This window comes from Halomonas sp. BDJS001, from assembly GCF_026104355.1.
GTDB lineage: Bacteria > Pseudomonadota > Gammaproteobacteria > Pseudomonadales > Halomonadaceae > Vreelandella.
The window spans coordinates 272387-297503 of sequence record NZ_CP110535.1; the positions used below are offsets into that span (position 1 = coordinate 272387).

Annotated in this window: 38 protein-coding genes; 3 read left to right on the top strand and 35 right to left on the bottom strand. The window is 58.0% G+C overall.

Going from position 1 to position 25117, the window contains the following annotated elements:
• Positions 1-68 precede the first annotated feature (68 nt).
• Positions 69-932: an NgoMIV family type II restriction endonuclease gene (locus OM794_RS01380; RefSeq protein ID WP_226250253.1), complete on the bottom strand. Its 864-nt coding sequence runs from the start codon at positions 930-932 to the stop codon at positions 69-71.
• Positions 932-1888 carry a DNA cytosine methyltransferase gene (locus OM794_RS01385; protein WP_226250254.1) on the bottom strand — a complete coding sequence of 319 codons (957 nt, stop codon included), beginning with the start codon at positions 1886-1888 and terminating at the stop codon, positions 932-934. Before OM794_RS01385 ends, OM794_RS01380 begins: the two co-directional genes overlap by 1 nt.
• A 241-nt stretch (positions 1889-2129) precedes the next feature.
• On the opposite strand from OM794_RS01385, the gene OM794_RS01390 reads away from it, so the two are divergent.
• Together OM794_RS01390 and OM794_RS01395 are read left to right on the top strand one after the other, a co-directional pair.
• The gene (locus OM794_RS01390) at positions 2130-2480 is read left to right on the top strand and encodes a S24 family peptidase (RefSeq protein WP_226250255.1); all 351 of its coding nucleotides are present in this window, start codon (positions 2130-2132) and stop codon (positions 2478-2480) included.
• A gap of 187 nt (positions 2481-2667) precedes the next feature.
• Complete coding sequence (locus tag OM794_RS01395; protein ID WP_226250256.1) at positions 2668-3048, top strand: hypothetical protein; 381 nt, start codon at positions 2668-2670, stop codon at positions 3046-3048.
• Between the two features lie 124 nt (positions 3049-3172).
• On the opposite strand, the gene OM794_RS01400 is transcribed toward OM794_RS01395, so the two are convergent.
• From OM794_RS01400 to OM794_RS01435, 8 genes are all read right to left on the bottom strand, one after another.
• Positions 3173-4132, bottom strand: a complete 960-nt coding sequence (locus tag OM794_RS01400) for a hypothetical protein (RefSeq protein ID WP_226250257.1) — start codon at positions 4130-4132, stop codon at positions 3173-3175.
• A 208-nt stretch (positions 4133-4340) separates the two neighbouring features.
• On the bottom strand, positions 4341-5306 hold the full coding sequence (locus OM794_RS01405) for a contractile injection system protein, VgrG/Pvc8 family (RefSeq protein WP_226250258.1): 966 nt from the start codon (positions 5304-5306) through the stop codon (positions 4341-4343).
• A complete protein-coding gene (locus tag OM794_RS01410) occupies positions 5306-5755 on the bottom strand; it encodes a phage tail protein (RefSeq protein ID WP_226250259.1) in 450 nt (149 codons plus the stop codon). The genes OM794_RS01405 and OM794_RS01410 overlap by 1 nt, the downstream gene beginning before the upstream one ends.
• Before the next feature lie 22 nt (positions 5756-5777).
• Entirely contained in the window at positions 5778-9407 is a 3630-nt protein-coding gene (locus tag OM794_RS01415; RefSeq protein WP_226250260.1) for a phage tail tape measure protein, read from the bottom strand.
• An 11-nt stretch (positions 9408-9418) separates the two neighbouring features.
• Positions 9419-9556: a GpE family phage tail protein gene (locus tag OM794_RS01420; RefSeq protein WP_226250261.1), complete on the bottom strand. Its 138-nt coding sequence runs from the start codon at positions 9554-9556 to the stop codon at positions 9419-9421.
• A 41-nt stretch (positions 9557-9597) separates the two neighbouring features.
• On the bottom strand, positions 9598-9966 hold the full coding sequence (locus tag OM794_RS01425; protein ID WP_226250262.1) for a phage tail assembly protein: 369 nt from the start codon (positions 9964-9966) through the stop codon (positions 9598-9600).
• A 61-nt stretch (positions 9967-10027) separates the two neighbouring features.
• Positions 10028-10537, bottom strand: a complete 510-nt coding sequence (locus OM794_RS01430; protein ID WP_226250263.1) for a phage major tail tube protein — start codon at positions 10535-10537, stop codon at positions 10028-10030.
• Positions 10538-10552: 15 nt separating this feature from the next.
• Complete coding sequence (locus OM794_RS01435; RefSeq protein WP_226250363.1) at positions 10553-11725, bottom strand: phage tail sheath protein; 1173 nt, start codon at positions 11723-11725, stop codon at positions 10553-10555.
• Positions 11726-11888: 163 nt separating this feature from the next.
• Between OM794_RS01435 and OM794_RS01440 the strand changes: the two genes are divergently transcribed.
• Positions 11889-12122, top strand: coding sequence for a hypothetical protein (locus OM794_RS01440; RefSeq protein ID WP_265154203.1), 234 nt, complete (start codon positions 11889-11891; stop codon positions 12120-12122).
• A 231-nt stretch (positions 12123-12353) separates the two neighbouring features.
• Here the strand turns inward: OM794_RS01440 and OM794_RS01445 are convergent, their stop codons facing one another.
• The 25 genes from OM794_RS01445 to OM794_RS01560 form a co-directional block, all read right to left on the bottom strand.
• Positions 12354-12827: a hypothetical protein gene (locus OM794_RS01445; protein WP_226250265.1), complete on the bottom strand. Its 474-nt coding sequence runs from the start codon at positions 12825-12827 to the stop codon at positions 12354-12356.
• A 35-nt stretch (positions 12828-12862) separates the two neighbouring features.
• On the bottom strand, positions 12863-13843 hold the full coding sequence (locus tag OM794_RS01450) for a hypothetical protein (protein ID WP_226250266.1): 981 nt from the start codon (positions 13841-13843) through the stop codon (positions 12863-12865).
• Complete coding sequence (locus OM794_RS01455) at positions 13840-14214, bottom strand: hypothetical protein (protein WP_226250267.1); 375 nt, start codon at positions 14212-14214, stop codon at positions 13840-13842. The genes OM794_RS01450 and OM794_RS01455 overlap by 4 nt, the downstream gene beginning before the upstream one ends.
• Positions 14211-14465 carry a hypothetical protein gene (locus tag OM794_RS01460; protein WP_226250268.1) on the bottom strand — a complete coding sequence of 85 codons (255 nt, stop codon included), beginning with the start codon at positions 14463-14465 and terminating at the stop codon, positions 14211-14213. The genes OM794_RS01455 and OM794_RS01460 overlap by 4 nt, the downstream gene beginning before the upstream one ends.
• Positions 14458-14817 carry a hypothetical protein gene (locus OM794_RS01465; RefSeq protein WP_226250269.1) on the bottom strand — a complete coding sequence of 120 codons (360 nt, stop codon included), beginning with the start codon at positions 14815-14817 and terminating at the stop codon, positions 14458-14460. The genes OM794_RS01460 and OM794_RS01465 overlap by 8 nt, the downstream gene beginning before the upstream one ends.
• Positions 14814-15341, bottom strand: a complete 528-nt coding sequence (locus tag OM794_RS01470) for a phage tail protein (RefSeq protein ID WP_226250270.1) — start codon at positions 15339-15341, stop codon at positions 14814-14816. Before OM794_RS01470 ends, OM794_RS01465 begins: the two co-directional genes overlap by 4 nt.
• Positions 15338-16288: a phage tail protein I gene (locus OM794_RS01475; RefSeq protein WP_226250271.1), complete on the bottom strand. Its 951-nt coding sequence runs from the start codon at positions 16286-16288 to the stop codon at positions 15338-15340. The genes OM794_RS01470 and OM794_RS01475 overlap by 4 nt, the downstream gene beginning before the upstream one ends.
• Positions 16285-17184: a baseplate J/gp47 family protein gene (locus tag OM794_RS01480; RefSeq protein WP_226250272.1), complete on the bottom strand. Its 900-nt coding sequence runs from the start codon at positions 17182-17184 to the stop codon at positions 16285-16287. Before OM794_RS01480 ends, OM794_RS01475 begins: the two co-directional genes overlap by 4 nt.
• On the bottom strand, positions 17181-17519 hold the full coding sequence (locus OM794_RS01485; RefSeq protein WP_226250273.1) for a GPW/gp25 family protein: 339 nt from the start codon (positions 17517-17519) through the stop codon (positions 17181-17183). Before OM794_RS01485 ends, OM794_RS01480 begins: the two co-directional genes overlap by 4 nt.
• A 2-nt stretch (positions 17520-17521) precedes the next feature.
• Complete coding sequence (locus tag OM794_RS01490; protein WP_226250274.1) at positions 17522-17797, bottom strand: PAAR domain-containing protein; 276 nt, start codon at positions 17795-17797, stop codon at positions 17522-17524.
• Positions 17798-17806: 9 nt separating this feature from the next.
• Positions 17807-18151 (bottom strand): hypothetical protein, encoded by a 345-nt coding sequence (locus tag OM794_RS01495; protein WP_226250275.1) that lies wholly within the window; start codon positions 18149-18151, stop codon positions 17807-17809.
• A 26-nt stretch (positions 18152-18177) separates the two neighbouring features.
• Positions 18178-18510: a phage baseplate assembly protein V gene (locus OM794_RS01500; RefSeq protein WP_265154204.1), complete on the bottom strand. Its 333-nt coding sequence runs from the start codon at positions 18508-18510 to the stop codon at positions 18178-18180.
• A 302-nt stretch (positions 18511-18812) separates the two neighbouring features.
• On the bottom strand, positions 18813-19148 hold the full coding sequence (locus tag OM794_RS01505; protein ID WP_226250277.1) for a type II toxin-antitoxin system HicB family antitoxin: 336 nt from the start codon (positions 19146-19148) through the stop codon (positions 18813-18815).
• The gene (locus tag OM794_RS01510; RefSeq protein ID WP_138800211.1) at positions 19145-19399 is read right to left on the bottom strand and encodes a type II toxin-antitoxin system HicA family toxin; all 255 of its coding nucleotides are present in this window, start codon (positions 19397-19399) and stop codon (positions 19145-19147) included. The genes OM794_RS01505 and OM794_RS01510 overlap by 4 nt, the downstream gene beginning before the upstream one ends.
• A 45-nt stretch (positions 19400-19444) precedes the next feature.
• Positions 19445-19903 (bottom strand): phage virion morphogenesis protein, encoded by a 459-nt coding sequence (locus tag OM794_RS01515; protein ID WP_226250278.1) that lies wholly within the window; start codon positions 19901-19903, stop codon positions 19445-19447.
• Positions 19900-20394, bottom strand: a complete 495-nt coding sequence (locus tag OM794_RS01520; protein ID WP_226250279.1) for a phage tail protein — start codon at positions 20392-20394, stop codon at positions 19900-19902. The genes OM794_RS01515 and OM794_RS01520 overlap by 4 nt, the downstream gene beginning before the upstream one ends.
• Positions 20391-20606 (bottom strand): Rz1-like lysis system protein LysC, encoded by a 216-nt coding sequence (gene lysC / locus OM794_RS23290; protein WP_413229687.1) that lies wholly within the window; start codon positions 20604-20606, stop codon positions 20391-20393. Before lysC ends, OM794_RS01520 begins: the two co-directional genes overlap by 4 nt.
• Positions 20506-20928 carry an Rz-like lysis system protein LysB gene (gene lysB / locus OM794_RS01525; protein WP_226250280.1) on the bottom strand — a complete coding sequence of 141 codons (423 nt, stop codon included), beginning with the start codon at positions 20926-20928 and terminating at the stop codon, positions 20506-20508. The genes lysC and lysB overlap by 101 nt, the downstream gene beginning before the upstream one ends.
• A complete protein-coding gene (locus OM794_RS01530; RefSeq protein WP_226250281.1) occupies positions 20925-21410 on the bottom strand; it encodes a lysozyme in 486 nt (161 codons plus the stop codon). The genes lysB and OM794_RS01530 overlap by 4 nt, the downstream gene beginning before the upstream one ends.
• Positions 21400-21606: a hypothetical protein gene (locus OM794_RS01535; RefSeq protein ID WP_226250282.1), complete on the bottom strand. Its 207-nt coding sequence runs from the start codon at positions 21604-21606 to the stop codon at positions 21400-21402. The genes OM794_RS01530 and OM794_RS01535 overlap by 11 nt, the downstream gene beginning before the upstream one ends.
• 7 nt (positions 21607-21613) lie before the next feature.
• On the bottom strand, positions 21614-21829 hold the full coding sequence (locus tag OM794_RS01540; RefSeq protein ID WP_226250283.1) for a tail protein X: 216 nt from the start codon (positions 21827-21829) through the stop codon (positions 21614-21616).
• Positions 21826-22293: a head completion/stabilization protein gene (locus tag OM794_RS01545; RefSeq protein WP_226250284.1), complete on the bottom strand. Its 468-nt coding sequence runs from the start codon at positions 22291-22293 to the stop codon at positions 21826-21828. The genes OM794_RS01540 and OM794_RS01545 overlap by 4 nt, the downstream gene beginning before the upstream one ends.
• A gap of 100 nt (positions 22294-22393) precedes the next feature.
• Positions 22394-23074: a phage terminase small subunit gene (gene gpM, locus OM794_RS01550; protein ID WP_226250285.1), complete on the bottom strand. Its 681-nt coding sequence runs from the start codon at positions 23072-23074 to the stop codon at positions 22394-22396.
• 9 nt (positions 23075-23083) lie between these two features.
• Positions 23084-24133 (bottom strand): phage major capsid protein, P2 family, encoded by a 1050-nt coding sequence (locus OM794_RS01555; RefSeq protein ID WP_226250286.1) that lies wholly within the window; start codon positions 24131-24133, stop codon positions 23084-23086.
• Between the two features lie 43 nt (positions 24134-24176).
• Entirely contained in the window at positions 24177-24998 is an 822-nt protein-coding gene (locus OM794_RS01560; protein WP_226250287.1) for a GPO family capsid scaffolding protein, read from the bottom strand.
• Positions 24999-25117: the final 119 nt, after the last annotated feature.

Here is a 25117-nt window from a genome sequence, read left to right on the forward strand (position 1 = left end):
TTCTCATGCTTATCAGTCTCTTCCTGTTTTTTTGTTCAACGCGTCCATGAACCCATGGACGCGCCTTATTAGATCGCCAAATCCAAAGGTAAATCACTGATATCTTTAAGCCGCTTTCCATCTACCATCACAGACAACAGATCCGCCGCATCGTCCATGCCCAGTGTTGCTAACGTTTCTTGAAGCTCATAGAGCGCAAAGTGATAAACGCAGTCGATATCACCGGTACCCAACGCGATCGAAGCGAGTCGGCTTGGGGTGGGTTCTGCGGTGACGACCACCACATGTGGCAACCTGCCTTTACGGTTGCGTATGAGGTTAAGCGCTTCTGAACGGGCGTTTTGGGCTCTGTCGCTGCGGATTGTCCACTTGCAGGAAATACTCGCGTGCAGTAGTGGAAGGCCGCCGTTTTGCTTGCGAAGGCTGGATAACGTGGTGACCTCATCATCAACAAGGTGGCTATGGCGGTTAATGGTCTCATCGTCTTCCGCTTCACGCACCACGACGATATCCGGCGTAATCGTGTAATCGCTACCCAGCGCTGCGGCGAGTTCGCTATCTGCCTTTGCGGCTTTATCGAGCGCTACCAAGTGGGCGTATTGCTCGTAGCGGGCAATTTCGAGACGGTTGCGGCCACCGACCTGGTGAATATCCCAGGTGCCTGGCCGCAGGTGTTGAAGCTTAAGGAAGGCCGCTTCAACGAAGTGGGCGCAGATGGTTTCAAACTGGTTGCCGGATGTTTGCCCAGCAATTCGTTCGCCAATAGTTTCTGCTTTTAATAGATCGGCTATTCCCTTGGCGATGGCTTTACTGGTTCGGTTGCTGCTATCGGCGTTACTTACCACTCCTTTGTCGTTAGTGGTCAGTGTGGCTTTAAGCAGTTCGGCATGAAATGCTTTCCGTAGGTGTCCAAATTCTGCCGATGTTCCCATTACGCTACCTTGTAAATACGTTTGGCCGATAGTGCGTGAAAGATTTGTGATGCGACGGCTGCTGCCACAGGGGGAGGGAAAGCATTACCAATTTGGCGGTATGCAGCCGTTTTTTTGCCGAAAATTTCCCAATCATCGGGGAAGCCTTGAATTCTGGCGGTCATCTTGGGAGTGAGTTTTGGCATGCCCACGAAGCCCTTTTCGGGAGGCTCATTAGCCAAGACATGCCCATTCACGCCTAAGGCGGCCCAGGCTTTTTTCGCACGGGTGGGGCCGAGGTCTGGCCCGCCGTGCTTCTTGGAGCCACCTACCAACGTGGGCGCGATGGTGTTGGCTTGTTTCGCCCACTCTTCGGCGCCTTCCCATCCACCTTCTTGCATCAGGTCAAGCAGCAACTCGCCCACAGTAGGCGGAGCCACTTTTAAAGGCTCTGGCCATGAGAAGTGTTCGGAGAGCTCTTTGCGAATACCAACGCACACCACTCGGGGGCGAAGTTGCGAAACCCCATAGTCAGATGCGTTGAGCAGACGCCAACCGGTTTCATAACCAAGTACGTTGAGCTGCTCCTCTACTTTGCGGCGGTAGTCGGCAAACCGTGCATCCATCAGGCCGCGAACGTTTTCAAGCATTACGGCTTTGGGGCGGCACTCATCAACAAGACGAATTGCCTCGGGAAAGAGGTCTCTCTCATCAGCTTCGCCAAGTTGTTGGCCTGCCTTGGAGAAAGGAGGGCAAGGAACACCACCTGCTACTAAATCGACACCGTAGTACGGAAGCCCATTGAAGAGCCGTAAGTCTTCTTCCCTGACATTCCACTGTGGGCGATTTAACCGCAGCGTTGCACAAGCGGGCGGCTCGATTTCAACGAGTGCTTCATGTTCAAAGCCAGCCAGCTCAATGCCGAGCGCTTGCCCGCCTGCGCCCGCACACATTTCAAGGGAAGTGAAACGGCCCATAATATCCTCACTAATAAAACGATCGAGCAGCGACGGTGGGAGCCGTGCGCTACTCGATTTTGATCAACAGTGTATCACGTTGAAGGTGGATTTCAGGCCTATGGCCCTTGCCACGTTATGGCAATTCATTTTTGCTAATGTATTGCTTGATTATGTGTTTTTATACAGTATTAGCGCTAAGGAGGCGGTTGGCAAATATTAATTGTCGTCGCTTAATGTGGGGCAAGCACAGGGCAATAGCATGCGAGTGAATTACTTGGGGCCAGCAGTGGTGGGCGTGGAGCACCCAGCAGTGGCCGAAATGGACAGACGAAAATTTCCACCCAGCTGCTATCTGGTTGAGATCAGTGAGGATGCACGCCCAGGCGGGCTTTGGATGGAAGGCGATGTGCTGGTGGTGGATGAGGCGCGTTCGTTCGGCCATGGGGATCTGGTGGTGGCAGAGGTGGAAGGGGAGTACCGATTGTTTAAATCCCACCGCGTGGGTAGCCGTTGCCGGTTATTGCCCACTGCTGGTGGCCAGGGGTGTTTTATCACCGCTAAGCAGTATCGCGGGGTGGTGGTGAGACAGGCTAGGTGTTGGGCGGTGTAGGTTATTTCTTACAAACAGATGGCAAAATGCTTACATGCGTTGCTCAGTTAATTTGGCATAGTGGTGTGGTCGCTTAATAGCACGCGTGGCGGAAACGCTTCGCCAGAAGATTGCGGCAATAAAAACCCCCGGCTATTTGGAGTGGCCGGGGGTTTTGTTTCATCAAAAAATTAAAAGGGGATAGGGAATGAGAAAGGTAACGTTAGCTGCCGTTTTAGGCTGGCTTTTATGTGTTTCATTAGTTGCCCAGGCTAACTGGTACTCAGGCGGTGACCTACACGGCGCAAGTGCTTTGGAATGGCAGCAAGCGAGTGACGCTAACAAGCTGGCAACAGCAGCTGATTTTGTAAGCACCATGCATCAAGGCGGACATTTTAAAGCTGCTATCAGCCGACAAATTAGTGACGTTAATAGCCTGCGTCCGTTGGCACAAGAATTGGTTAATCAGCTTAATGATGCCTTTGAACCAGATCCGGATCCAGCAGAGAATCGTCGCTTATTTTCTAATATGAAGGTGGGTGAAAGTGCTGCGTTACTAATGATCATGATGGGATGGGTAGAACAGTAATTATTAATAAAGCTTATGCTGAATCCCCCGGCCATGTGATGTGGCCGGAGGAATTTATGCTTTAAAAATATAAGAGAAGTGAGTCTGGGAGTAAGTTATGACGCGCTAAACTAGCGCTATTGGCTTACTCCATGCTTTCAATGATATTTGTTTCGATCAAAGTCGGGCCATCAAAAAGGCAGTCAATCCGGTACTTTAATTCTAAATTTAGAGCATTTTTTGCTGTGAATGACGAGACAACGCGCGCCCTACCAGATACATGGGGAATATATGCTAGATCCCAAATTCGGGAAAAGCTGACTGTAGAGGGATTGATTGCTGCTTGCTTAGCGGCAAGCTCACAAGCATCAGCAGCCGCATTTTTTTCGAGGGGTACTCGTGCTGCAAAAGCCTCTCCATCTTGGGCATCTGTGGGCCTGAACCATACATTGAATGCATCTGCCCCAGAACCACATGTCACAAAAAAGACGGGGTCGCCCGTTGTACTGCGAGAAGATGACTTCGCAATTGAGGCGGTGTCGAGTTGGCTGCAGTGCTGGTTTTCAACTGATATCTTGTTTACGGTTGCAATAATTTGTTGTTTAAACTGCGAAGTATCATTGTCCCATAAAAAATCGTCTTCTACATAGATGCGACCACCATCATCATGGCGCTCTATTTCCCGTAGAACCGCATTGGGAACCCAGCCTTTTACATGCGTTAGCCAATCCGGGGTTTGGATCTGAACCTCAGTCCAATCGCTTTGTACACATAGGCGACGTACAGTCGTTGAATTGTCGATCACATGATAGTGATCTCTGCCTAATATTTCAGAGGCCTTGTCATTCCTGATTTTAGGAGAAGATAAGTCTGCTTCCTCATGAACGTCATGCTCCCCAGTGACGGCCACGACATCACCTAGCGCTAACCCGCCATTACCGCATGCTGCGGGGATCTCTGCATTGGTAGCCACATCTGCTAATAATGCAGTGTTCTCGTTTGAGCTCGACTCTGTATTGTTTTCTTGGCTATCGGAAGAATCATTCCGGCATCCTATGAGAACCAACGCTAATAATGTGTAACTGACCAATCTGAACGCTTGCATTGTATCCACTCATATCGTGTTAATGAGGCATAAGAGCGTGTTCACCAAGGTTGGGTCAGTATGAATATATTGAGCAACATTGGAGATTTTAAGTACTGCTATACAAAAGTATCTAAATTTGATGGTATTGCTAATTTTTATTAACTACAAGTTTTGCTTTGTTTCCACAGTGCTCACCTTGGCGGACTGATATTGAGCGCGATACATTTCACCGCGTCTCCATCCGAATACTGCAGGTATACCCCCGCTCCGTGAAATTATGGGTCACTTCATCAATGATCCAGGGCGTGGCGTCGATCTCTGGCTTGTAGCCCTGTGCGGTGACCGGGGTTTCGGGGTAGATGTCGGCGCGGCCTTCGGCCAGTTCCAGGGTGAGTTCGGAGTGCTTGCGCTGTAGGCGCTTGAGTTCGGCGCTGGCTTCTTCAATGGCGTGGGCCTCACTTGCGTAGGTGTGGCGCAGGCGCTTGGTATTGTCGCTACTGCCCACCAGCACTTCTTTTCTTTCGGCACTTTCCAAGTCGCTCCAATAAGCCAGCACGCCGGTGAACTCTTCACGATCGGCGATGAGATAGCGGTGGGTGTCGCCCACGCCGCGCTTGAGGGTGAGCATGGGGATGGGCGTGCCGCCTGCGGTGACGCCGCCGTTCATGGGCATAAACAGTAAGTTGCCGTTTTTGGCCATGCATAGGGCATCAAACCGTTCAGCCAGGCGGTGCAAAAAGTGCAGGTCGCTTTCGTCGGTTTGGTCTATGTGATCAATAAATATTCCCGCCAGCGCCGATGCGATATTAGGAGCCAGCCCCAGGCGACCGGCGGCGGTGGCCACAATCTCTTCGAGTGTTTTCTCGTGATAGCTTTCACAGCGCTTGGCGGGGTTCTCTTTGCGCAGGTCGGCACTGCGGGCGCGGATCGTGAGCACATCCGGCGCGCCTGAGTGTTCGACTTCATCCACGGTAAAGCTGCCGCGATCCACCAGGGCTTCACCTTCCCAGCCCAGGGCCACGGTCAGGATCTTGCCGCGCGGGGGGATGGCGAGGCGGCCGTCGTGGTCTTCCAGGGTCATGGTGAGTTCGTCGGTGGTGGTACCGCGCCGGTCGGTGATAGTCAGGCTTTGCAGGCGGCCGGTGGCGGCCATGCCGCCGATTGAATAGGCGGGTCGGCGAGCAGGAATCATTACACGAGCCTCGGCACGGCGCGCATGGCCATACCGGCCAGCGGGCCGAGCATGGCCAGCAGGTTGCCGTTATCGTCTTCTACCCGATGCAGCACCATATCAAAATCAATTTGCTGGGCGGCGCCGTCGCGCATCAATGCGACCTTGCGCTCCTTTAGGCTTTCCATCACAAAGAAACCGTAGTTTTTGCCGGTGCCTTCAATCAATGGCCAGGCGTGTCCCTGGCTGGCCATGTCGCGCACCTGATCGAGGTGGGGTTGGCCACCGGTGAATTGGGGGTGAAGGGTGCCGGTGAGCGTGAAGGTGTCTTCCCCTGGGCCGAGAAACTGCCGGGCGGGCAGCAGGCCGACGCGGCCTTGGGCTTCCTGCCGCCATCGGGTTTGCCGCTGCAGCTCTTGATAGGCGGCGGTGTCTAGGGCGAACACGAACATGCCGTAAATCATCATCATGGTGATATTTCCTCACTGCTCTTTAATCAATGTCGTGGAAGGCGCTGCGGTGGTTTGCCTGGGCGCGGCGTTCGGCATCGCGCAGGGCGCGCTGTACTTCGGCGTTTACCAGCCGTGCCAGGGCTTGTTCATCCATGCCGGGGGCTGCGTTGATCTCGATATTGATGCCGCCGTGAATCACTAGCCCGCCGCTGGGCTGGCTGGCGTGGCTTTGCAGCGGCGGCCGGGCGTCGACCTGTATGCCGCTGGTGTCGATGCGTAGCGGGTCGAATTGGGGAAGTTCTGGCCACTCGATGCGAAGGGCATCAAGCGTGGGCATTTCCGGCTTGGCCAGCTCGCTATAGAGCGTGGGTAGCTCTGGGCGCTGGATCTCTAACGCGCCCAGTTCGGGTAATGCGGGCAGCGTGGGCCGCTCGATGCGTAGCGCATCAAGGGCGGGCGTTTCGGGCTTGGCCAGCTCGCTATAGAGCGTGGGTAGCTCGGGGCGCTGGATCTCTAATGCGCCCAGCTCGGGAAGTTCGGGCAGTGTTGGCCGCTCCACTTCCAGGGCGATAGCGGGGGATGCGACCCCGGCGCCCAGCATTAGCCCGGCGGCGGCGTCACGCATATGGCTGGCGAGGCTGCGCACTTGTTTAACGGGGCCATCGGCGTCGGCTTCAATGCCGTTGGCCAGGCCTTGGGAGACGTAGTTACCAATGGTGGCAAACACGCGGCTGGGGGAGTGGATATCCAGCCAACCGCGCACGGTGCTGGTGACGTCGTTGGCGAGATTGGCGGCGCTTTCCGTGGCGCGATTGGCGCCGTCGCGTATGCCTTGCCCTAAGCCTGCGGCGGTATCCTTTCCTAGTTGGATAGCACGGTTGGCACCGCTGCTGAGTGAGTCCAGCGCGCTACCCATGGCGTCTTGCACCCAGCCCGCGATATTGCCCGCCATGCCCATCACTTGGTCACGCAAGGCGCCGATCATGCTGCCGATGCCGTTGATCATGCCTTCAACGATATTGACGCCGAAGCCTTCAAACACACGGCTGGGGGAGTTGATGCCGAGCACGCCTTTGAACCAGTTGGCCACGCTGGAGGCGATGTTGGTTATCCGCTCGCGCAGGGCGGTGAGCTTTTCGGTCAGCCCGCCCAGCAGGCCGTCGAAAATAAAGCCGCCCAGGCTGCGGAAGTTTTCCGGCACTGAAATGCCCAGGCGTTCGAGGGTATTGGTGAAGGCGCTATACAGCAGCCCAAGCGGTGACCAGTTGATGAGCAGGCGCGACACGCCGCCGATGCCATCGCCAAAGGCGGCGTTAACCGTTGACCATACGCTACCCGCTGATTGACGCACCCAGCCCATGGCGCTGTTCATGCCGTTGGATAGGCCGCCGATCATCTTGCTACCCAGCTCGGCCAGAGAGTCGGGCAGCTCAATCCCCAGGCGGCCTAACGCGGATGAAATGCCGCTATAGAGCAAGCCAAGCGGTGACCAGTTGACCAGCAGGCGGGTAACGCCGCCGATGCCGTCACCAAAGGCGTCTTTCACTTGCTGCCATAGGCCCAGGAAAAACCCTTTGATGGGTTCCCAGTATTTGTAAATCACCAGCGCGGTGGCGGCGATGGCCAGGATGGCCCAGCCAATCGGGTTGGTGGCGAGGAATACCGCCGTTGCTTTGAGTGCGCCGAGTAGGCCGATGGTTAGCGCTTTCCCTACGGCAAACAGGGCGGCGCCCGCTGTTTTTAACACCGGGGCTAGCACGCCTGCTTGTATGCCCAGGGTGGACATGGCAAAGCGTGCGAACAGCAGCGGGGAGAGAATGCTGGCAAACGTCATGGTGACAGCGCCGCCGATGGTGGCCAGGGCGATCATGGCCGCCGCGACTTTGGCGATGGTGCCTGCCAGCTCGGGATTGGCTTTGATCCAGTCGCCGACGCTTCGCGTGATGGCGGTGATGTTCTGCACCAGGTCACGCAGGGGGCCGTCGTTGGTGTCGGTAATACTGATGCCAACTTCTTCCCAGGCGCTGCGCAGGTTCTTTAAATCGCCACCGATGTTGTCGGCCATGACTTCGGCCATACGGGCGTTTTCGCCCATGTTGTCGCCCAGGGCATTGATGATGTCATCCAGCTGGCCACCGCCCATGGCGTCGACCAGTTCCGCCATGCCGGAGCCCGCTTCTACGCCGAAGATGTCCTGCATGATGGCTTTGCGTTCGACGTTGCCCAGATCCGCCGTGGCTTGGCTGATATCACGCAGAATATCGGGCATGGCGCGCATATTGCCGTTGGCGTCGGATATTTGCAGGCCGATGTTTTCAATCGCGGCCGCGCCCTTGGCGGCGGGGTTGGTGAGCCGGTTCATCATGGCGCGCATGGTGGTACCGGCCTGGCTACCCTGAATGCCGATGTTGCCGAGAATGCCCGACATGGCAGCGGCTTGTTCCATGGTGAGCTTGAGGTCTTCGGCGCCGCCCAGGTACTTCATGGTTTCGCCGAGCATTTCCAGGTTAACGTTGGCGCGGCTGGCGGTACCGGAAAGAATATCCCCGACACGGGCCATGGCGCCTTCCGCCTCCATATCGACCTTGAACGCCCCGGCGATGTTGGAGGCAATGTCCGCCGCGCGGGCCAGCTCGGTATTGTTGGCCAGCGATAGCGCGAGCACGTCTTTCATTGAGGCCTGAATGGCCCCTGCGCTCATACCTGCGCGTAGTAGAAACTCTTGGCCTGCACCCACTTCGGTTGCGCTGAAGGCGGTGGTTGACCCCAGGTCGCGGGATTGCTGACGTAGCCCTTGGTAACGTTCGTCGTCTGCATCAAAGCGGCCAACGGCCTGTAGGGTGCTCATCTGTTCCGCCCAGGCAACGCCAGGCGTTAACAGGCGAGAGGCGGCGTAGCCTTGGGCGATGCCGGTGCCGAACATGCCCATGCCCACGCCTTGGGCGCGGGCGACGTTGGCCATGCCGTTTTGGTAGCGGTCGCGGGCCTGGGTTAAGCGCCGCTGGCGTTCGGCAACTTCGGCAAGGTGGCGCTTCTGTTCCTGCAGCGCAGTGTTTAAGCGTTCCTCTTTGGTGCGCAGCTCCCGGGCGCTGCGCCCGAGGTTGTCGGTGCTGATGCCCGCTTCATCAAGCCGCGTTTTTAGCCCGCGGATTCGCTCCGTTTGGGTGGCGTGGTTTTGGGTAAGGCGCTTGATCTCTTCGCCCGCATGACGGGTTCGGTTGCGGTATTCCCGCATCGCGCGGGCGGAGCGGTCGAACTCGGTCTGCTGACCGTGGAGGCGCACGCGGGCGCGTTCCAGCGAGGCGGTCAACTGGTCGCTGGGCTGCTTGGTTTTGAGTAGCTCGCGGGCTAGCCGGTCGTATTCCCGGCGGGCAACGGTCAGGCCGGATTTAATACCGGCGTGGGCTTCGCGCTGTTGGTCGAGCGCCTGGGTGTACTGGCGGTTGCGTTCGCGGGCGTCGCGCATTGCGCGGGTGTTAGTGCGCAGAGCGGCGTTGGCTTTGCGGTAGCTGGTGAGGTCGCTTTGTTGCCGCTGCAGGTCTTTTAACTGGTCGCGGGTTTCGCGCATGGCTTGGGCGGTTTGCCCGGCACCTTGGCGCATTCGCTTTAGGGGGCCGGTGACGCGATCTACCGCGTTCAACATGACTTGCAGGCGTAGATTACGCGACATCGGCTGTTTTCCTATTTGTTGCGTTTACCGTTTGGCTTGCTGCCTTCGTGGCGTTTGCGGGCGCGTTCGCGCCACTGCATGAGTTCTTCGAGTTCCATGTTGTCCATGGCGCTGGGTTCCCAGTGGAACACCATGGCGAGATCCGCCATGGCGTCTTCTACGAACTCGGGAAGGGCTCTTTTTTGAAGGGCTAGGCCTCGGTTTCCTTGAATTTCTTTGGGATCAAAAAACCGTTGAGCGCCGTGCCGAGCTGAATGAGGTCGACGATATCGAGCGTTTTCACCTCGGCTTCGGTGAGCGGTGGCGTAGTGATGCGGGGCAACACTTTATGCAGGGCGGTAACTTCGAAGTTCATGATGTCGACCAAGCTGACGCCACGCATACCGCCGGACATGGGTTTACGCACGGTGATTTCTTTTACCGTGGTTTTGCCACGCTGCAGCGGGGTTTCCAGTGGCACTACTTCGGTCGGCACGCCTGGGGCGGCAGCGGTGGTTTGCTCTTCGTGTTTCTCAACTGCTTGGGTGTCGGTGCTTTGGTTTTCGGTCTTATCGATCATGGTCGTGTCCTATAAAAGAAAAGGGGTAGGGCCACCGGGGTGGCCGTTGGGTGGAGGTGCTTTACACACCCAGGGCGGCGCGGCGCTCTGCCAAGCGATCCTTGCCACGAACTTTGAAGATGAAGCCAGGCACGTCGCGCTCGATGACCTCTTCGCCATCGACGATTAACTTGAAGTACGAAAGGGTGGTGGTGACGCTGATTTGGTTGTTGTCGCCCTTTGATGCGTCACCCATGTTGATGGTCTTGTGGCGGCCGCGCATGACGATCTCGACCGGGATAACCCCGCCGTCTTCGTCGGATTCGTAAGAGCCGGTCATACGCAGCATGGCGGCGTCGTGGATGGGGCTGCCGTAGCTTTCGTAGATATCGACAATCATGCCCCCGGCCGTCCACTCGAATTCCTGCAGTTCGTTGCCCTGGTCGACTTCGATCGGGCCTTCCATGCCGCCGCCTTCGTACTCGACCATGCGGCGGGCCAGCTCGGGCAGGGTGAGTTCGGGAATTTGGCCCTGCCAGTTGTTGCCGTCGCCGAACAGGTTGAAGTCTTTAAGAATGTAAGGGAGTGCCATGGTCAGTTGCTCCTGTTAGGCGTTGATGCGGTCGGCAAAATCGACCAGATAGCGGTCGGTAATGCGCTGCTGCAGCATGAGGTTTTCCAGCGGGGGCACCGGCGTGTAGTCGTAGTCGATGTAGAGCTTGCCGCTCTTCAGCACTTCCTTACTGTTCAACTCGGGGTCGAACCAGGCTTCACCGCCCAGGATGTAGCCTTTGCGGGTGAGTTCGCGGAACTTGGCATTGATGCCTTCGATAATGTCGCGCACCAGGCTGGGGTGCATCGGCTTATCCACTGCCCACAAATGCGCTTCGGCGATGGTGTCGGCCAGCACCTGGGCGGTGCGGGTGTAGGATTCAAACGCGAACAGTGGGTCTTCGGTGCAGGTGCGGGAGCCCCAGAAACGGAAGCCGCTTTTGTTGATGAGCGTGGTGACCTCGGCGGCGTTGAGGTAACCAGCATCGGTGGCGGGATCTTGGAGATCCCAGAACACATCGTGGGTAATGCCGGTGACGCTGTTCACGGGCATATTGGATAGGGTTTTGTGCCAGCCGATTTCGTTATCCAACCGTGCGCGGTGGCCGAGCGCCTTGGCAACGGCGGAGAGTGGGCGGCTTTCCTGGGCGTTGACGTCGAAGTTCTGGAAGTTGGGCCAGATCACCATGGCTTCACGTTCGCCGAAGTTCTCCCGGTACATCACCGCTTCTTCTTTGGTTTCGCAGCCGTGGGCGGCCACGTAGGCGAAGGCGCGCAGCTTGATGGCCACACTGATCAGGGCGGTGGCGACGTTTTCGTTATCCAGATTCGGCACGCCGAGGATGCGCGGTTTCACACCAAAGCGCTGCTCGGCGGCCAGCAGTGCCTGGATGCCGGTCTTTTGCCCGGTGGGCGTGACACTGCCAATCACGTTGGCGGTGGTTTCGCCTTCGTCCTGGCCTTCTGCCACGCGCACCACCACACACAGGGCGCGGGTTTCTTCGACAATGGCGCGCAGCGAGCGGGCCAGGGTGCCGGTGGCACCGGCGTCGCCAATGGCTCTATAAATATCGGTGACCAGCACCGGCGTATCGAGGGGGAAGCGTTCGGCATCCGCCTCCGGGCCAGTGGCCACCAGCCCGATAACGGCGGTGGCCACGGTGCGGATGGGGCGAGTGCCTTCGTTAATTTCGACGACGCGGACGCCGTGATGGTAATCCTGGGCCATGCTTGTCTCCTGCGCAGGTTCAAGCGGGTACGGTTGAGGTGTGCTGCTATGGTGGGCAGGCTTCGCGCGGGAGGGTAGTGGCGGGCGTTGTGCCGATTGGTTTCGACAAACCAAAGGTGTAACATCAGCCACCATTAATTTTAACTAGATGAGTAATTATGCTATGGATAAAAAAGAAATAGATCATCAGTTATTAATATTTGAAAAGCTTTCCAAAATTAATAAATCAGTGTTCGATTATGTAACTCGAATAACTCTTGCGGGGTTGTTAAATCAAATTGGAGAAACTGTAGGGAATACTACAATTAAAGTGGTTGCTTACGTTTTATTTAGCTTGATTGTTCTTCAGGTTATTTTTAGTACATATAAGCTAAGCGATTATGTAAATGGTTTTTGAGGGAGAGGGTTGCTAGTTCTTGGCTATTCTGGTTTGTTTTTGTATTTGTTACTGCGGTTTTAATGTGGCTTATTCATTTCTTTTTAATACCGGCTATAGGAGAAGTTTTTAAGTATTATGCGGAGTTGGTAAAAGATTGACATTGCTGTAATAGCGGTCTTGACTAGTGATTTTTGAAAATATCAAGAAAAGCCCACCATTTGGTGGGCTTCGTGTTCTATAGCGATTTACTTAATCCTCCGGCGGCCGGTAGCGGTTGAGCTGCTCAATCGCTTGCTGGGCGGCGGCCTCTGCCGCTTCGATGGTTTCCGCTCGGCTGACCACTGCTTTGCCGCCCAGGCGTAGGTTGCGGATGTCGCGCAGGGCGGTTTCCCATTGCTCGGCGGTGGCGATGATTTCTGTGGCGGCAGCTTCGGCGCTGACCTCAAACATGGCCATGTGGTCGCTGACGCTGGAAGGGATGGCCGTTTCATCCTTGCCGCCTGCTAACCACTCGCTGGCTTCCTGCTTGGCCAGCAGGTACTCCTGATCGATATAGCTACCGGGGCTGACGAAGGCGGCGCGGGCGTTGCCTGCGGCGGTGTCGATTTTGCGGCCAAGTTGCAGCCTTGCTGCCTCAATGACCTTTTCTAGGGGCTGCGTCTCACTCTGAGTATCATAGTCAAGCAGCAAGTCATCGCCCACATGTAACTTTTTAATAATCATATCTGATCTCCATACGGCTGAATAAGTGCTAAGTGTTAAGCACTAAGGTCAGCGGAAGTTAGAATTAAATACCTTTTTTCTATTTCTGTGTTAAACAGCTCGCCTGCCGAGCCGAAGCCGGAAATCACAGCGCCACTGGCCCTAAAGTCGATAGCAAAGTCGAGATAGCTAGCGTTTGAACTAACAAAGTACTGGTGGTGCTTTAATCTCTGCAAAGGTGAAAGGTTATTATTCCTCAACACTCTTCCGTATCGCGTTAGCTTAATAGTGGGAATGCGAGTGTTTGTATTGTCAGAAAGAGTCGTTCTGTAACTAAGGAAGGGGCAGCTGTTTATTTCAACCGTGCAGTTTGACACCTCAATGAATCCAAAGTCCCCTCCCTGGCTGTCCTGAGATTTCAAGAAGGCTCTTGAGTGTCCCTGGCTACCACCCCCAACAGACGATGTGACTCCACTATGAAAAGAACCGCTTTCATCGTCGCTTCTCGTGATGATTGCTGTGCGTAAAAATGCTTTATCCCCGTCGATATCACTTCCGATGAGGGTGAAATGGCTGCATCGGAAAACTGAATCAGCGACGCCTGCTGAGTTTTTACTTTGTATCAGTTCAGTGGTCGCATCATCACTATAATTACCAAAAAACCGTACATCGATAGTTTCTTGTGCCGTTGCGGTACCGCTTTCGAGAAAGTAGGTTTGACCGCGCAAAAAGCGTAAGTTAAGCGTTTTGTAAACAAATCCTTGTGGGCTAGCTAGTTCCGTTAGCCTGCTCAACGTTCTTATGGCTTCTCCTTGCGATTTACCGTCATTGGCATCATTGCCATCTATTGGATTGATATAAATAGATCTTTCAAGCGAAGAGGTAATGTGCTTCGGAAAGTCTACATCGATAAAGTTTTTGAATTTACTCTCCGCTTTATCAACCTTCTGATCAATCCCCTTCATCTTATTGGCGACTTCAGTAGTCAACTTATTAGCGGCGCTAACCAGCGCGGTGATTTGGCTTTCTAGGCTCATGTGGCCTCCTGTTCGCTTGGTGTGCTGTTTTGAATAGTGGCGGCGCCTTGGGTGAAGGCGTCGGTTAGTGCGGTAAGGGCTTCGCCGAACTGGGTTTCCATTTCACCGACCTGGGTTTTGGTGGCTTTCTTGGCCAGCTCTTCGGTGATGGTGGTGGCGAAGTTGGGGTTATTGCCCAGGGCTTCGGCCAGCTCGGCGAGGGTGTCCAGGGTTTCCGGCGCGCTGCCGATCAGCGCTTGAACACGCTCGTCAATTTGCGCCGTGGTGGGCACGTCTGCCTTATTCGCCTTGTTGCGCAGCTTGCCGTCGATCACTCCCAGGGTGTGGGTGACGGCTTGGCGCAGGGCGATGAGATTTTCATCAAAGCTCATGGGGTGGCGTCCTCCTGGGCGGCGATCATGCCGCCGTGGTAGCTAATGGCGTCGGTGAGTGCGGCCAAGACGCTATCGATCTGGTGAGTGGCTTGCCGAGCCTCCGCGACTTGGGCCAGGATCTCTGGCGAGAGGGTACCGGGCGGGCCTTGGGTGCCGTGGCTGATCAATTGGAAACGCTGCGGCGCGGGCAACCGAACCGTTACCGAACGAGCGGGCATGGTGATGGTTAAGCGGGTGGCGTTAGCCATGGATCACCCCCGGCGTTAGCTGAAAGTGGCCACGTAACAGGCTGTACACATCACCGGACGGGAACGTGATGCGCAGCTCATAACGTGCGCCCGACCACTCGGGCGATACGGCGCCCGCTGTTTGCTCGGGTCGGATGTGCACGTTGATGCCGCCTTCGCTGGGTGTCAGCTCGATGCCGTTATCGGTTTCGCAAGTTAGCAGCGGCGCGCCCTGAGTCGTGGCCACCACGAACGTGGCTTCGCAGCCGGTGAGATCCACCGGCGCGGAGTTGGGGTCGTCGCTGGCCCAGGTCGCGCTAAAGCGGAAGGTGGTACCGGCGACCATGGAGAGCGTGGGGGCCTGAGTACTCATGCGCGTTTCTCTAACTCTTGCACGCGGAAGAGAAGATTCACTTGCCGGGCCATGTTCTCAACGATGGCCGCCGCGTTGGCGGTGTACTGCTCACCCCATGCCGCCAGCGAGAGGTTCGCGCCGGTGCCTTCCACGGTGACGGATTCAGCGGGCAGGGCATCGAGGCGCAGGTCGAACGCCAGCAGCAGCGGTACCGCGTTGGAGATGTAGGCTAGCGGCTGGGAATCAGACCAGACGGCGAGCAGGGTACCGTCTTCCAGAAAGAACCCCACTTCATGCACCCAGAACTCGGGGCCATCGCCATCCACTACGCCGGTGAGGTGAATTTGATGGGGGCTGACGCGTTGGCCATCGGCGATGCTGACGCGCCTGCGTTCGTTAACCAGCTTGAATTCGTTCTTGCCGGGATTGCGGGCGTTGTCACCAATGGCGATATGCGTAATACGTGCGGCGAGGCCATCGTTCTCGGCATTGAATACGGCGGCGAGGCCCGCCGTGGTAATAACGGGTACCAGAGCTGTCATGTGGTGCTCTCCATGGTGTGATGAGTAATGGCAAATCCGCGACAGGCACCGGCGACTAACAGCGAAGCCGCCGGGAGGTTGGCTTGGGCCACGGCATCGGGCAGGTCGGTATCAGGTGCGTTGGCCATGAGCCGACGAGTGACGACCAGCCCGCGATAGGCACCGGCGACTAACAGCGACGCTGCCGGGAGGTTGGCCTGGGCCACAGCATCGGGTAGGTCGGTATTGGGGGCGTTGGCCATGAGCCTGCGAGTAACGGCCAACCCACGGCAGGCACCGATAATGGCGAGCCATGCCGGTGAAAGCGTGGCGTCAGCCGTTACCTGTGCCGCGCGGCGAGTCAGTGCACCGGCCTCATGCGTTGCTGTCACGGCCACATTGGCGGCGATCTCAAGTGGTGGTTGGGTCGGACGGGCATCGTTGCGGGCTAAACCGGCGGCACTTTGGGCGCTGGCCACGCCAACACGGCCAGGGCCGAAGTCAGCGGAAAGCGAAAAATCGTAGTGGCTGCGCAGGTTCTTGGCGCTTTGAATGGCGTGGTGAATCTGCTGGTAAAAGGTGCCGCTGAGCTGGTCGGCGACTTCGCGGTTGTCATTGAGGTGCAGCCGGGCGCGGAAGGTGCCGCGGCGGGTCGTGGGCTGCTGTTCAAACCACTCGGTTAGGGTGACTTTGATGCCCATGGCGGCGAGGGCTTTTTCCACGGCTAAGCGGGTGCCTTTGATGCGGTGCACGGCAAAGCTTTCGGCGATCACGGCGCGCTTGGTGGCCTCTGGCCAGTCGGCTTCCCATACATCTACGGAAAACGCCCAGGCGAGGAACGGCAGCAGTTCCGCCGGGCAGGTGGCCGGGTTCCAGAGCGTGCGCAGCGGTACCGGTAGAGCCAGCGGGTGCGAGGCGGCAACGCGGGCTTCCAGTAGGCTACGGTTAGGCGGTAACAGGTGCATCATGGCAGCCGCTCCGTGGCGAGGTGAATCGCGGTGCAGCGGGGCGCCTGGTGGGGTTGGCTGCGTAGATCCTGCCAGTTATGCAGGGTGACGTTTTCGACGCCTTGCACGGTGAGCGCGGCGCTAATGCCGGAGCGGGTCACCCAGGTGCCGAGCTTGTAGCGGGCGTCGGTGTAGGTGTTTAGCTCTCGGCGGGCTTCCTCGATCACCAGCTCGGCATCGGGGCCGGGGCGCAAGGTCAGCGTGGCGTTGATGGTGTAGTCGGTACGATCAGCGGGCTGCAGGGTGAGCCGGTCGGTCAGCGGCCGGAAAGGCTCCAGGTAGTCGCGCACGGTATCGAGCAATGCAGGTGTGGCGATGCCATCGTTCTTACGGGATAGCACGGTGAGCACCACATCCACAGGTTCGGGGCTTTCCACCGCGACATCGCGCACATCTGGGTGTGCAGCGGCGGCGTGGAATTGATAGGCGCCGATGGGGCCAGCCACGGATAACCCTTCAAACGCTAATTGGATGCGGGCGCGAAAGTCGCGGTCGTGTTCGTAGGTGGGCGGTACCGGCGGCACCGCGTTGGGGTCGCCGGGGTCGAGCATTAGACGCGTGACTTGGAAATTAGCACCTAGCTGATCGAGATCCCCACCGGCGGCATAGGCAAGCATGACGGCGCGGGCGGCGTCGTTAATGCGTTCGCGCAGTAGCAGTTCGCGGTAGGCGTTTTCCTGCAGCAGCTTGGTAAGCGGTTCGCTTTCAAGCGCGAGTGTGGCCGCGAGATCGTCGCGCTCATCAATGGGCGTGAGCTCGATTAGTCGCGCCTTTCGCTCGCTAAGCAGTGCTTCATAGTCCAACGGTTCGATGACGTTAGGCGGTGTGATCTGAGAGAGATCTATCGGCGTGCTCATGAGAATGGCACCTCGATGTGTAGGCGCTGGCCATCGTGGGTTTGTGCATCGATCCCGAGTAGGGCGCGGCCGTGTTGGCTGGCATCCACTTGCCGGTTAACGCGCAGCACGCGCACTCTTGGCTCCCAACGGGTAATGGCCATCACGCTGGCGGCGTAGGCTTGCAGCAAGGTGGTGTCATTAAGTGGTTGGTCGATCAGTTCCGGCAGCAGTGAGCCGTACTCCCGACGCATCACGCGGGTGCCAATGGGGGTAGTGAGAATGTCGCGGATGCTTTGCTGGATATGGGCCAGCCCGCTAACTAAGTGGCCGTTTGATGTGCGCATGCCTGCCATGGTCAGCCCCCTACAAACACATTGGGCGAGCCGGTGGCCACCAGCGAACCGCAGGCGACCGGGTCGCCAACGCGGCCTTTGGGGCGGCCGTTTACGAAGACCGTTTTGGAGCCCGCTGCTAGTACGGATTCATGGGAGCAGTGACGCGCCCAGGCATCGGCCACGCGGTGGCTGGGGATGCTGTTCACAAACACATTCGGTGATCCTGACACTGACGGCCGTGGTGAGCATGAGCCGTGGCCGGTACATATATCGCCTTGGCGGGTAGCAGCGGGCATGGTGTTCTCCTATAGCGGCGTGGGGGCCGCCATTTCCTGGCGAACGTTGTCGAGTTGGTCTGACTGTTTGAGCGCGTTGATCATCGCGGCGCGGCTTAGGCCGCCATCGCCTTGCGTGATGGGGCGCGTGAAAATGCCCAGCTGCTCTTGGCTGGCCCGCTGCCGGATATGCTCAATGGCCTGGGCAATGGCGTGTTGGCTGGTGGCCAGTGAATTGCCGTCTGCTTGCTTACCGGCATAAAGCGCCTCACGAATCAGCGTAAGTTCGTCGCGGATCTGCTCGCCGACGGCGATCATTTGCGCGAAGTCGTCGGTGTAGTTGATAGCGTTTTCATCGCTGGTTTTAACGCCCATGTGATAGCCCCCTGGCTTTTACAGACTTAGTTCTCATAAATATTGCGGCCCTTGAGGTGCATATCGCCGCTGGCGGTAATGCGGATCTCGCCGGTGGCGTTGATGGTGATGTCGCCAGGAATGTCGACCTTCAAATGATGCTCAACGTGGTTGTAGTCGATCACCGCGCCGTCAGGCATCACCGCGTGGAAGTGGTCGCCGTTATCGCTGGGAGCCGGGTGCAGGTCACGAAACAAGCCGGTATGCACCACGCCTGCATTGAGATCCCCACCGGGGGAAATAACGATGACTTGCTCATCGACCGTTGGCGGGCACCAGGTGCGTGTGGTGCCGCGCGGGTTTCGATCCAGCGCAGCCAACCGGTTTTCATATCGCCAATGTCTACCCGCACGCGCGGCGGTTTCGGCGGGTCGGCGGCGGGATTGCCGTGATCCACCTCGGCGATGGTGCCAAAGCGGATCAGGTTATGTATTAGGCGGAGTAGTTCGGCGGCGTTAGTCATGCCGCTAATGGTGGTGGCGTTACGCGCGGATGGGTAGCGGCGGGCGTTGTGCGGGGAGGATAGGACAAGTGACGCCCCCAGGCTTGGCTGGGGGCGTTAGGCTTTTATGGGTCTGGTTCGTTGATTAGGGCTACGCCCTTGGGGCCAAAACCGACGCAGTCACACAGAAAGTTCGTGCTCAATAGCGGTGGCCACAAACTGATTAAGGCTTTGTCCTTTGGCGGTGGCGGCGTCGGCGGCGTGTTTGTGTAGGTCTTCCGGTAGGCGCACCTGGAACTTGCCAGAGTAGGTCTTGGTGGGTTTAATGCCGCGCTTCTGGCACTCCTCCAGAAAAATACGCAGCGAGATTTCGCCTTCGTCGCGTAGTTTGGCAACGCTGTCGGCGTAGAAGTCGGCTCCGCCGCTCAGCCCAATGAATTCGCCACGGAACATTTCAATGTCGGGGTCGTACTGGATGACGGCGCGATAGCCGTCAATGATCATGATGTTATTCATGGCGTCTCTCCGTTCTCTTCTAACCATTTGCGTATGCTGGCCACTGCGCCCTTATCGGTATCCGGTGATGGGTGCGGGCGATGAAAAACACGCACTTCATCAAACAATACAACGGCAATACGCGACCCTTCCCGCTCCTGGATCTCTGCCCCCATCGCCTTGAATAGCGATTCGATATCACTCCAGGCAATGGTGCCGGGAGTGGGTCGGCTAAAAATAGCAGCCAGTGTCTTGGCGTGTTTTCGTTTCATACTAAAATGATACTGAATTGTAGTACCACGCACAAGAAACGCAACCTAGCGATTGGGAGGCATTAGGTGGTTGAGAACGTTCTCAGCGGTGCGTTCACGGTCGGCCGGTGTGATACCCACCAGCTCACGCCGGGCGTATTGGTGTTGTGGGCCGCCTTTCTCGACTCGGTCGCGGAGGCCGTAGTGATGTACGCGGGCGATGCGGTTAATGCGACCAAGGAAACCCACTTCGGCGGTGTCTGCCGTAGTTTTGATGCGCAGGTATTTGGCGGTGCGTAGCTTGGTGAACATGGCTTTTCGGCGGATGCGGCCGCTTCGCCCACGTATTTCGGAGCGAGGTTCAAACGGCGTGCCGTCGGGGTTGGTTTGGGCCTTGATGCGTTCGCGGTTGGCGATGCGTAGATCTCGCGCGACTTCCCGAGCCAGCACGCGGCGCTCTTTAGGACTGAGCTTGTTGATGAGCGGCGTTAGCCAGCTTTCCAGTTGCTGGAGGTCGTCACTCATTCGCCGCCGCCTGGGCTTTGCCATTCGCTCTTCAGCACATGCTCCGCATCGCTTGGGCCTTTGACGTACAACTGCCAGCTTTTCGCCGGGCAGGCGTCCACCGGGTATTCCGGCATACGGTGTTCGGATTCTATGCGGCCGGTTTCACAGTTCACCTTGGCGACGACGCGCTCGGTTAGGCGCACGGTGATGGCCAAGTCCCAACTGGTGTTATTGAGGATCTCGGCTTCGAGCTGGACGGCTTCGTCGGGATCGAGATCCGGCTGGTAGCTGTTAAGCCACTGCAGTAGGGGAATCATCACCGTGTCTAGGCTGCCGCTGTAGTCGGTGATGATGATTTGCGCGTCGACCGTGTATTGGTGGCTTAGGTTGGTACCGCGCGCGAACTTGATCTTGCCGTCGTTTACGAAGGTGTGCAGCTGCTCGGGGTTGCGCTTTAGTTCAGGGATCGAGGCGAGCAGGTGTTGGCGTAGGGACTGGAGTTTGATCATTGCGGTGCTTCGCTGTGGCAAAGGATGATGGCATCCACTTCGGCGGCGCACTGTGCCCAGGCGGCTTCGGTGCGTTCCAGCTGCAGGTCTAGTTCGCCGTTGGTTTCTGGGTTACTCGCGGGGAGCGTGCAGGGGCTCGGCGTCGCGCAGTGATTGGTGATAAGCGTCGGCGCCGGTGACGGCGGGGCGGCGGCGCATCCGGCTAACAGCATCAGGCAAGGGAGCGGTAGCCCAAGCGCGAAGTGTTTCATTTTCACGGTGTAGCTCCTCGATGGTGGCCAAGCGGTTGGCGGCGGTGTGGCTAAGCGCGGCCTGCTGTTCTGCCAGGGTGCGGCGTTGGGCTTCCAGACGGCGGGCGTTTTCCCAAAGCGCATCAATAATCACCAGGCTTTTTTGTTCTCGGTAGTGGGATTCAGCCAGCCGCTGTTCGGCCAGTTCGGCGCGGGCATCGGCGGCGTTGCTGCGCTGCCAAAGCGCCCAGGTGACCAGCACCACCAACAGCAGAATGGCCAGGGCAGTGAGTAGGCGGGTCATGACGCGGACTCCTGCTCGATGCCTTTCAAGCACAGTTCGCGTTCCGTGGCGCGGCGTTTGACCAGGCCGTTTAGCTTTCTGCCACCGGCGTAGACCCAGCGGCTTAGCTCATGGCAGGCGCCGCGTAGATCCCCGGCGTTGAGTTTTCGCAGCAGGGTGGAGCGGGCAAAGGCGCCTTCCCCCACGTTGTAAACAAAGGAGGCCAGCGCGGCGCGGGTGGGCGGCGGCAGATCCACCTGGGCACGGCGATCCACCGCCGTAAAGGCGTGGCCAAGATCTGCCTGCAGAAGCTGAGTGCAGCGTTCCTGGCTAAGCGTTTGCCCCATGCGCGCCGTGGCGGTGTGGCCATAGCAGATAGTGGCCACACCGACCGGGTCGCGGTAGGCGGTGGGCTGGTAGCCTTCGTAGTAGGAGACCACGGCGGTGGCAATACTCAGCGCTCCAGCCGTCGCGCCGATGGTAAGGCGACGTTTAAGACTCACGGCGGCGCTCCTCTAGGTAGTTACGGATGCGTTTTAAGTAGCGCGGCAGCAGCAGGCCGATTTGCAGCGCCAAGTAGAGCAGCGTTAACACCGTGACCCAATCGGCGGGTGTCATGCCGCCCATATGCAGTAGGGAGACAATGGCCGGCGGGGCGACTTTGACGCTCTCGGTGGTGATTTCATACGGTTGGCTCATGAGCTCCTCAGTTCCAAAGCTGGAGTGGCGGTTGGGTGGTGTCGCGTGCTTCCGGTGGCGGCGGCAGCGTGACCGGCGTGCCTTCGTGCAGCACTGGCCCTTGATTCACCAGGTGCGGGTTTAGCCGCAGTGCCTGCTCGGTGATATCGGCAGTTTTGCCGTATACGCGGTAGAGCAGAGCGTCTAGCGTTTCCCCTTGGTGGGCGTACACGGTGCGCTTCATATCAGCTCGACCGTGGTGTGGCTGCGGCCGACTAATTCAGCGATGGCCCAACGGGCATCGGCGCGGTAGTCATCGGCGGCCAGGTCTTTGGCTTCGCCGCGTTCGTCGCCTTTTCCGGTAGCGGAGGCGTCGCGGTAGCGCTCCAAAAGATCCGCCTGGGCTTGGGCGTAAACCGCGCGCAGGTAGAGCAGCTGAATATCGCCGGGCGATTGCCAGGGTTCCGGCGGTATGGCATCGCAGGCCATGCGGCCCGCTTGTTGGTGCGCGTGCTGGTAGTTGGCCAACTGGCGGTTAACATCGGCCACGGCGGCGCGCAGCGATTGGCGGATGCGCGGCGGCGTGATGCCGCTCACACGCTCCTCTTCGCGGAAGTCGTTAGGGTCGATATCCGGCCAGAAGCCATTGTTGATGATGATTTCCAGCGTTGGGCTGGGTGGGTTGGTGGCGTGGCCTAGCATGTTCATGTTGGCGACCTGTTAAAGAAGGGGGTGGACCGCTTCGCGCGAGGCTAAAAGCCCTTGCTGGGCGGTGCCCCCTTGCCGTCGGGGTGCGACTCGGTTGGTGTCAGGCCTTGGCCTGGCCACCCTGTTTTTTGAGTTGGCTTTCCAGCCTTTGGATGTCTTGCTTGACGCCAATACGTTCATCCAGCGCTAACGCGGCCTTGAGTTGATCAAGCGCGCCTTCAGCATCTTCGGCGGCGCGCAGGGCGTAGCCGTAAGTCTTGTGCAGCTTGGCTTTGATCTCATCGTGCATATCGTGGTTATCCACGATGGCGGCGGCGCGGGCCATGACGTTGGCGAGGGCATCGGCGTCGGCATCTTCCTTGGCCAAGGCGCTTTTAACGCCTTCGGCGATCTCTTCGGCCAGGATGCTGACGGTGTCCCGAGCGTAGCGGTCGGGGGTGTCGATGTTGTGCTTCACGGCATAGGCTCCAATGGCGAGCGCCTTTTCAAAATCGCCCACGTCGATGCACCAGACCATCATGGTCATGAGCACGTCGTCTTTGGCGCCGTTGCCTTCGCTTAACACGCCTTCCACATAGGGCAGAAAGTCGGGCAGCAGCTCGCGCTTTTTCTCGATTTTGGCTTGGATCGATTTGATGCTTTTCAGCGTGCGCGTGGCTTCATAAAGCGCCGCGGCGTGGAGCTCGTACTGCTCACCTGCTTGCTGCTGACCGGGGGTGGCAGCGCCCGCCGCTTTCGCGGCGGTCACTTGCTCGTAGTGTTTACGGGCTGGGCTTTTCATCGGTTCCCCTTACTCTGCAAATTCGATGTTTTCGACCAGGCAACCGAAGCCGTAATCCTCAACCACGTAGGCGTCGTTGCTGGATTCGTAGTTCTCGATGCGGTTGCGCTTGGGGTTGTCGATGACATGACGGCGGCGGCTGCCCAACTGCCAGTACAGTGAGAGGTTGGCCAGCGAGGTAATCAGCAGGGAGCCGTCGGGCACGAAGGGGGCGCGCACGGCTTGCAGGCCACCGACGCGCTTTTGGCTGATCAACATATCCAGGTCGCGGGCTTCGCTGGGTGTTTCAGCGAACTCTTGGATCATGGGGAAGTATTTATCGGCCAGCATTTTGCGGCCCATGATGGCCACCAGGGCGGTGTCTTCCCGGTACCAGGGGTCGATCATTTCGTTGACCACATCGGTTACTAAGGCATCCAAATGCGCATAGTCGCCCTTGATACCAACGACCTTGCCATCGCCGTCTTCCTGTTTGCGCTTGTCGATGACGATTTTCCCCGCCGTCTTTCCTCCTGTTAGTACGCGGGCGGGGGCGTGTTCGCGATACTTCTGCAGCCAGCCCTTGTTGACGTCTTGAAGCAGCGGATTAGCAACGGGGTCGGTCTCGGTTGCGGCACTGGTGCCGTTAAAGCCAATCATGATGCGATCCAACGCCTGGCGTTTGATGATGGCGTTGCGGATGCGCGCCTGAAAATCCGGGAAGCGTGACCAGGCGTCCAGCTGTGCCCAGCGAATGTGGGTATCAAATTCAGTGCTGACACATTCGTAAGTGGTATCGCTTAGCTCGGTGACATCGCGGGTACTGCGGTCTTTTTCATCGACGTTGGTGCGTCCGGCGATGGGGCCGGAGACGCCCAGGCCGACTTTCTGGCCTTTGATCTCATCCACGCCAATGACGTTGATTTGGCCCAGGAAGGCACTGGATTCCTGCATCTTGCTCTCCAGCGTCTGCTGGACGCTGGGCTCGACGTTGAACTGTTCGCCGGTGTTGTCGACGCCGTTAAGCTGGGCTAATCGAGTTTTGAAGGCGTTAAAGGCTTTACGGGTATCGTTGCGCATTGGGTTTCCTTGAAGTGGTGGCGTTGGAGGGTGTGGCCAGCGCTTAGCAGTCGGTTAGCTGGGCATCGCCGCCGGTAGCGGGGGCGCGGCGTGAGGTGTCCGGCGTGTTGTCGAGCTGGGTGTAGAGCTCTTCGAAGCGTTTTTTAAGATCGTCGTGGGCGGTTTGCAGCTGGCTGAACTGGTCGGCGGTGGGGCGCGCTTCCAGTTCGTCGGCCAGGGCGTTGTAGTGCTCAGCGACCACTTCCAAGGTGCCTTCCAGTTCGGTGCGGAAGGTTTCAAAGCCTTTGGCGGTTTTGGTGTCTTGGCGGTTGAACAGTGCGGCGATCTTGGCTTTCAGGCCCTCGGCAGCCGGTGGCTTCTCTTCACTGAAGTCGAGTTCAATCTCTACCGCTTCGGTGAATACGTTCTCGGCGTGCTGCTTGCGGCTGGCCAGTGGCGAGGCGCTGCCCGCTTCGCGGCTGAACTTGATCATCTCGGTACCCAGCGAGGCGGGGGAGTCGGTGACCGCCAGGCCTTCCAGGTAGGCTTCGCCGGTGTCGCCAAATTTGGGGTTGACCTCAATGGAGCTGTAGACCTTTTGGCGCTTTTTGTTGATGGCCTTGAGTTCGTCGGTGGGATCGATCTCGGCGAACAGGGCCAGTTTGCCGTCTTCGACTTCGCGGGCTTCTACCGAGAGCACATCGCCGAGGGCGTTGAAAACACTGTCGGCCGTCATGCCGCGGATGTGCTCCATCCAGACGCGGGCGCCGTACTTATTGGGGTCGTAGTTGGCAGCCATCTGCTCGATCCATTCGCGCTGGATCTCGCGGCCGTCTGTGGTTGCGCCTTCGGTGGCGACGCGGAATTTTTTAGTTTTTCCAGACATGTTGGGCTTCCTGAGCGGGGCGGCGGTTGATGTGCGCTCAGGTTCCGCGTGTAAGCGTTTTGGCTCAACGGTTGCGCGTTGTGCGGGCGGGCTAGCACAAGGCGCGGCAGGCGTGGGCT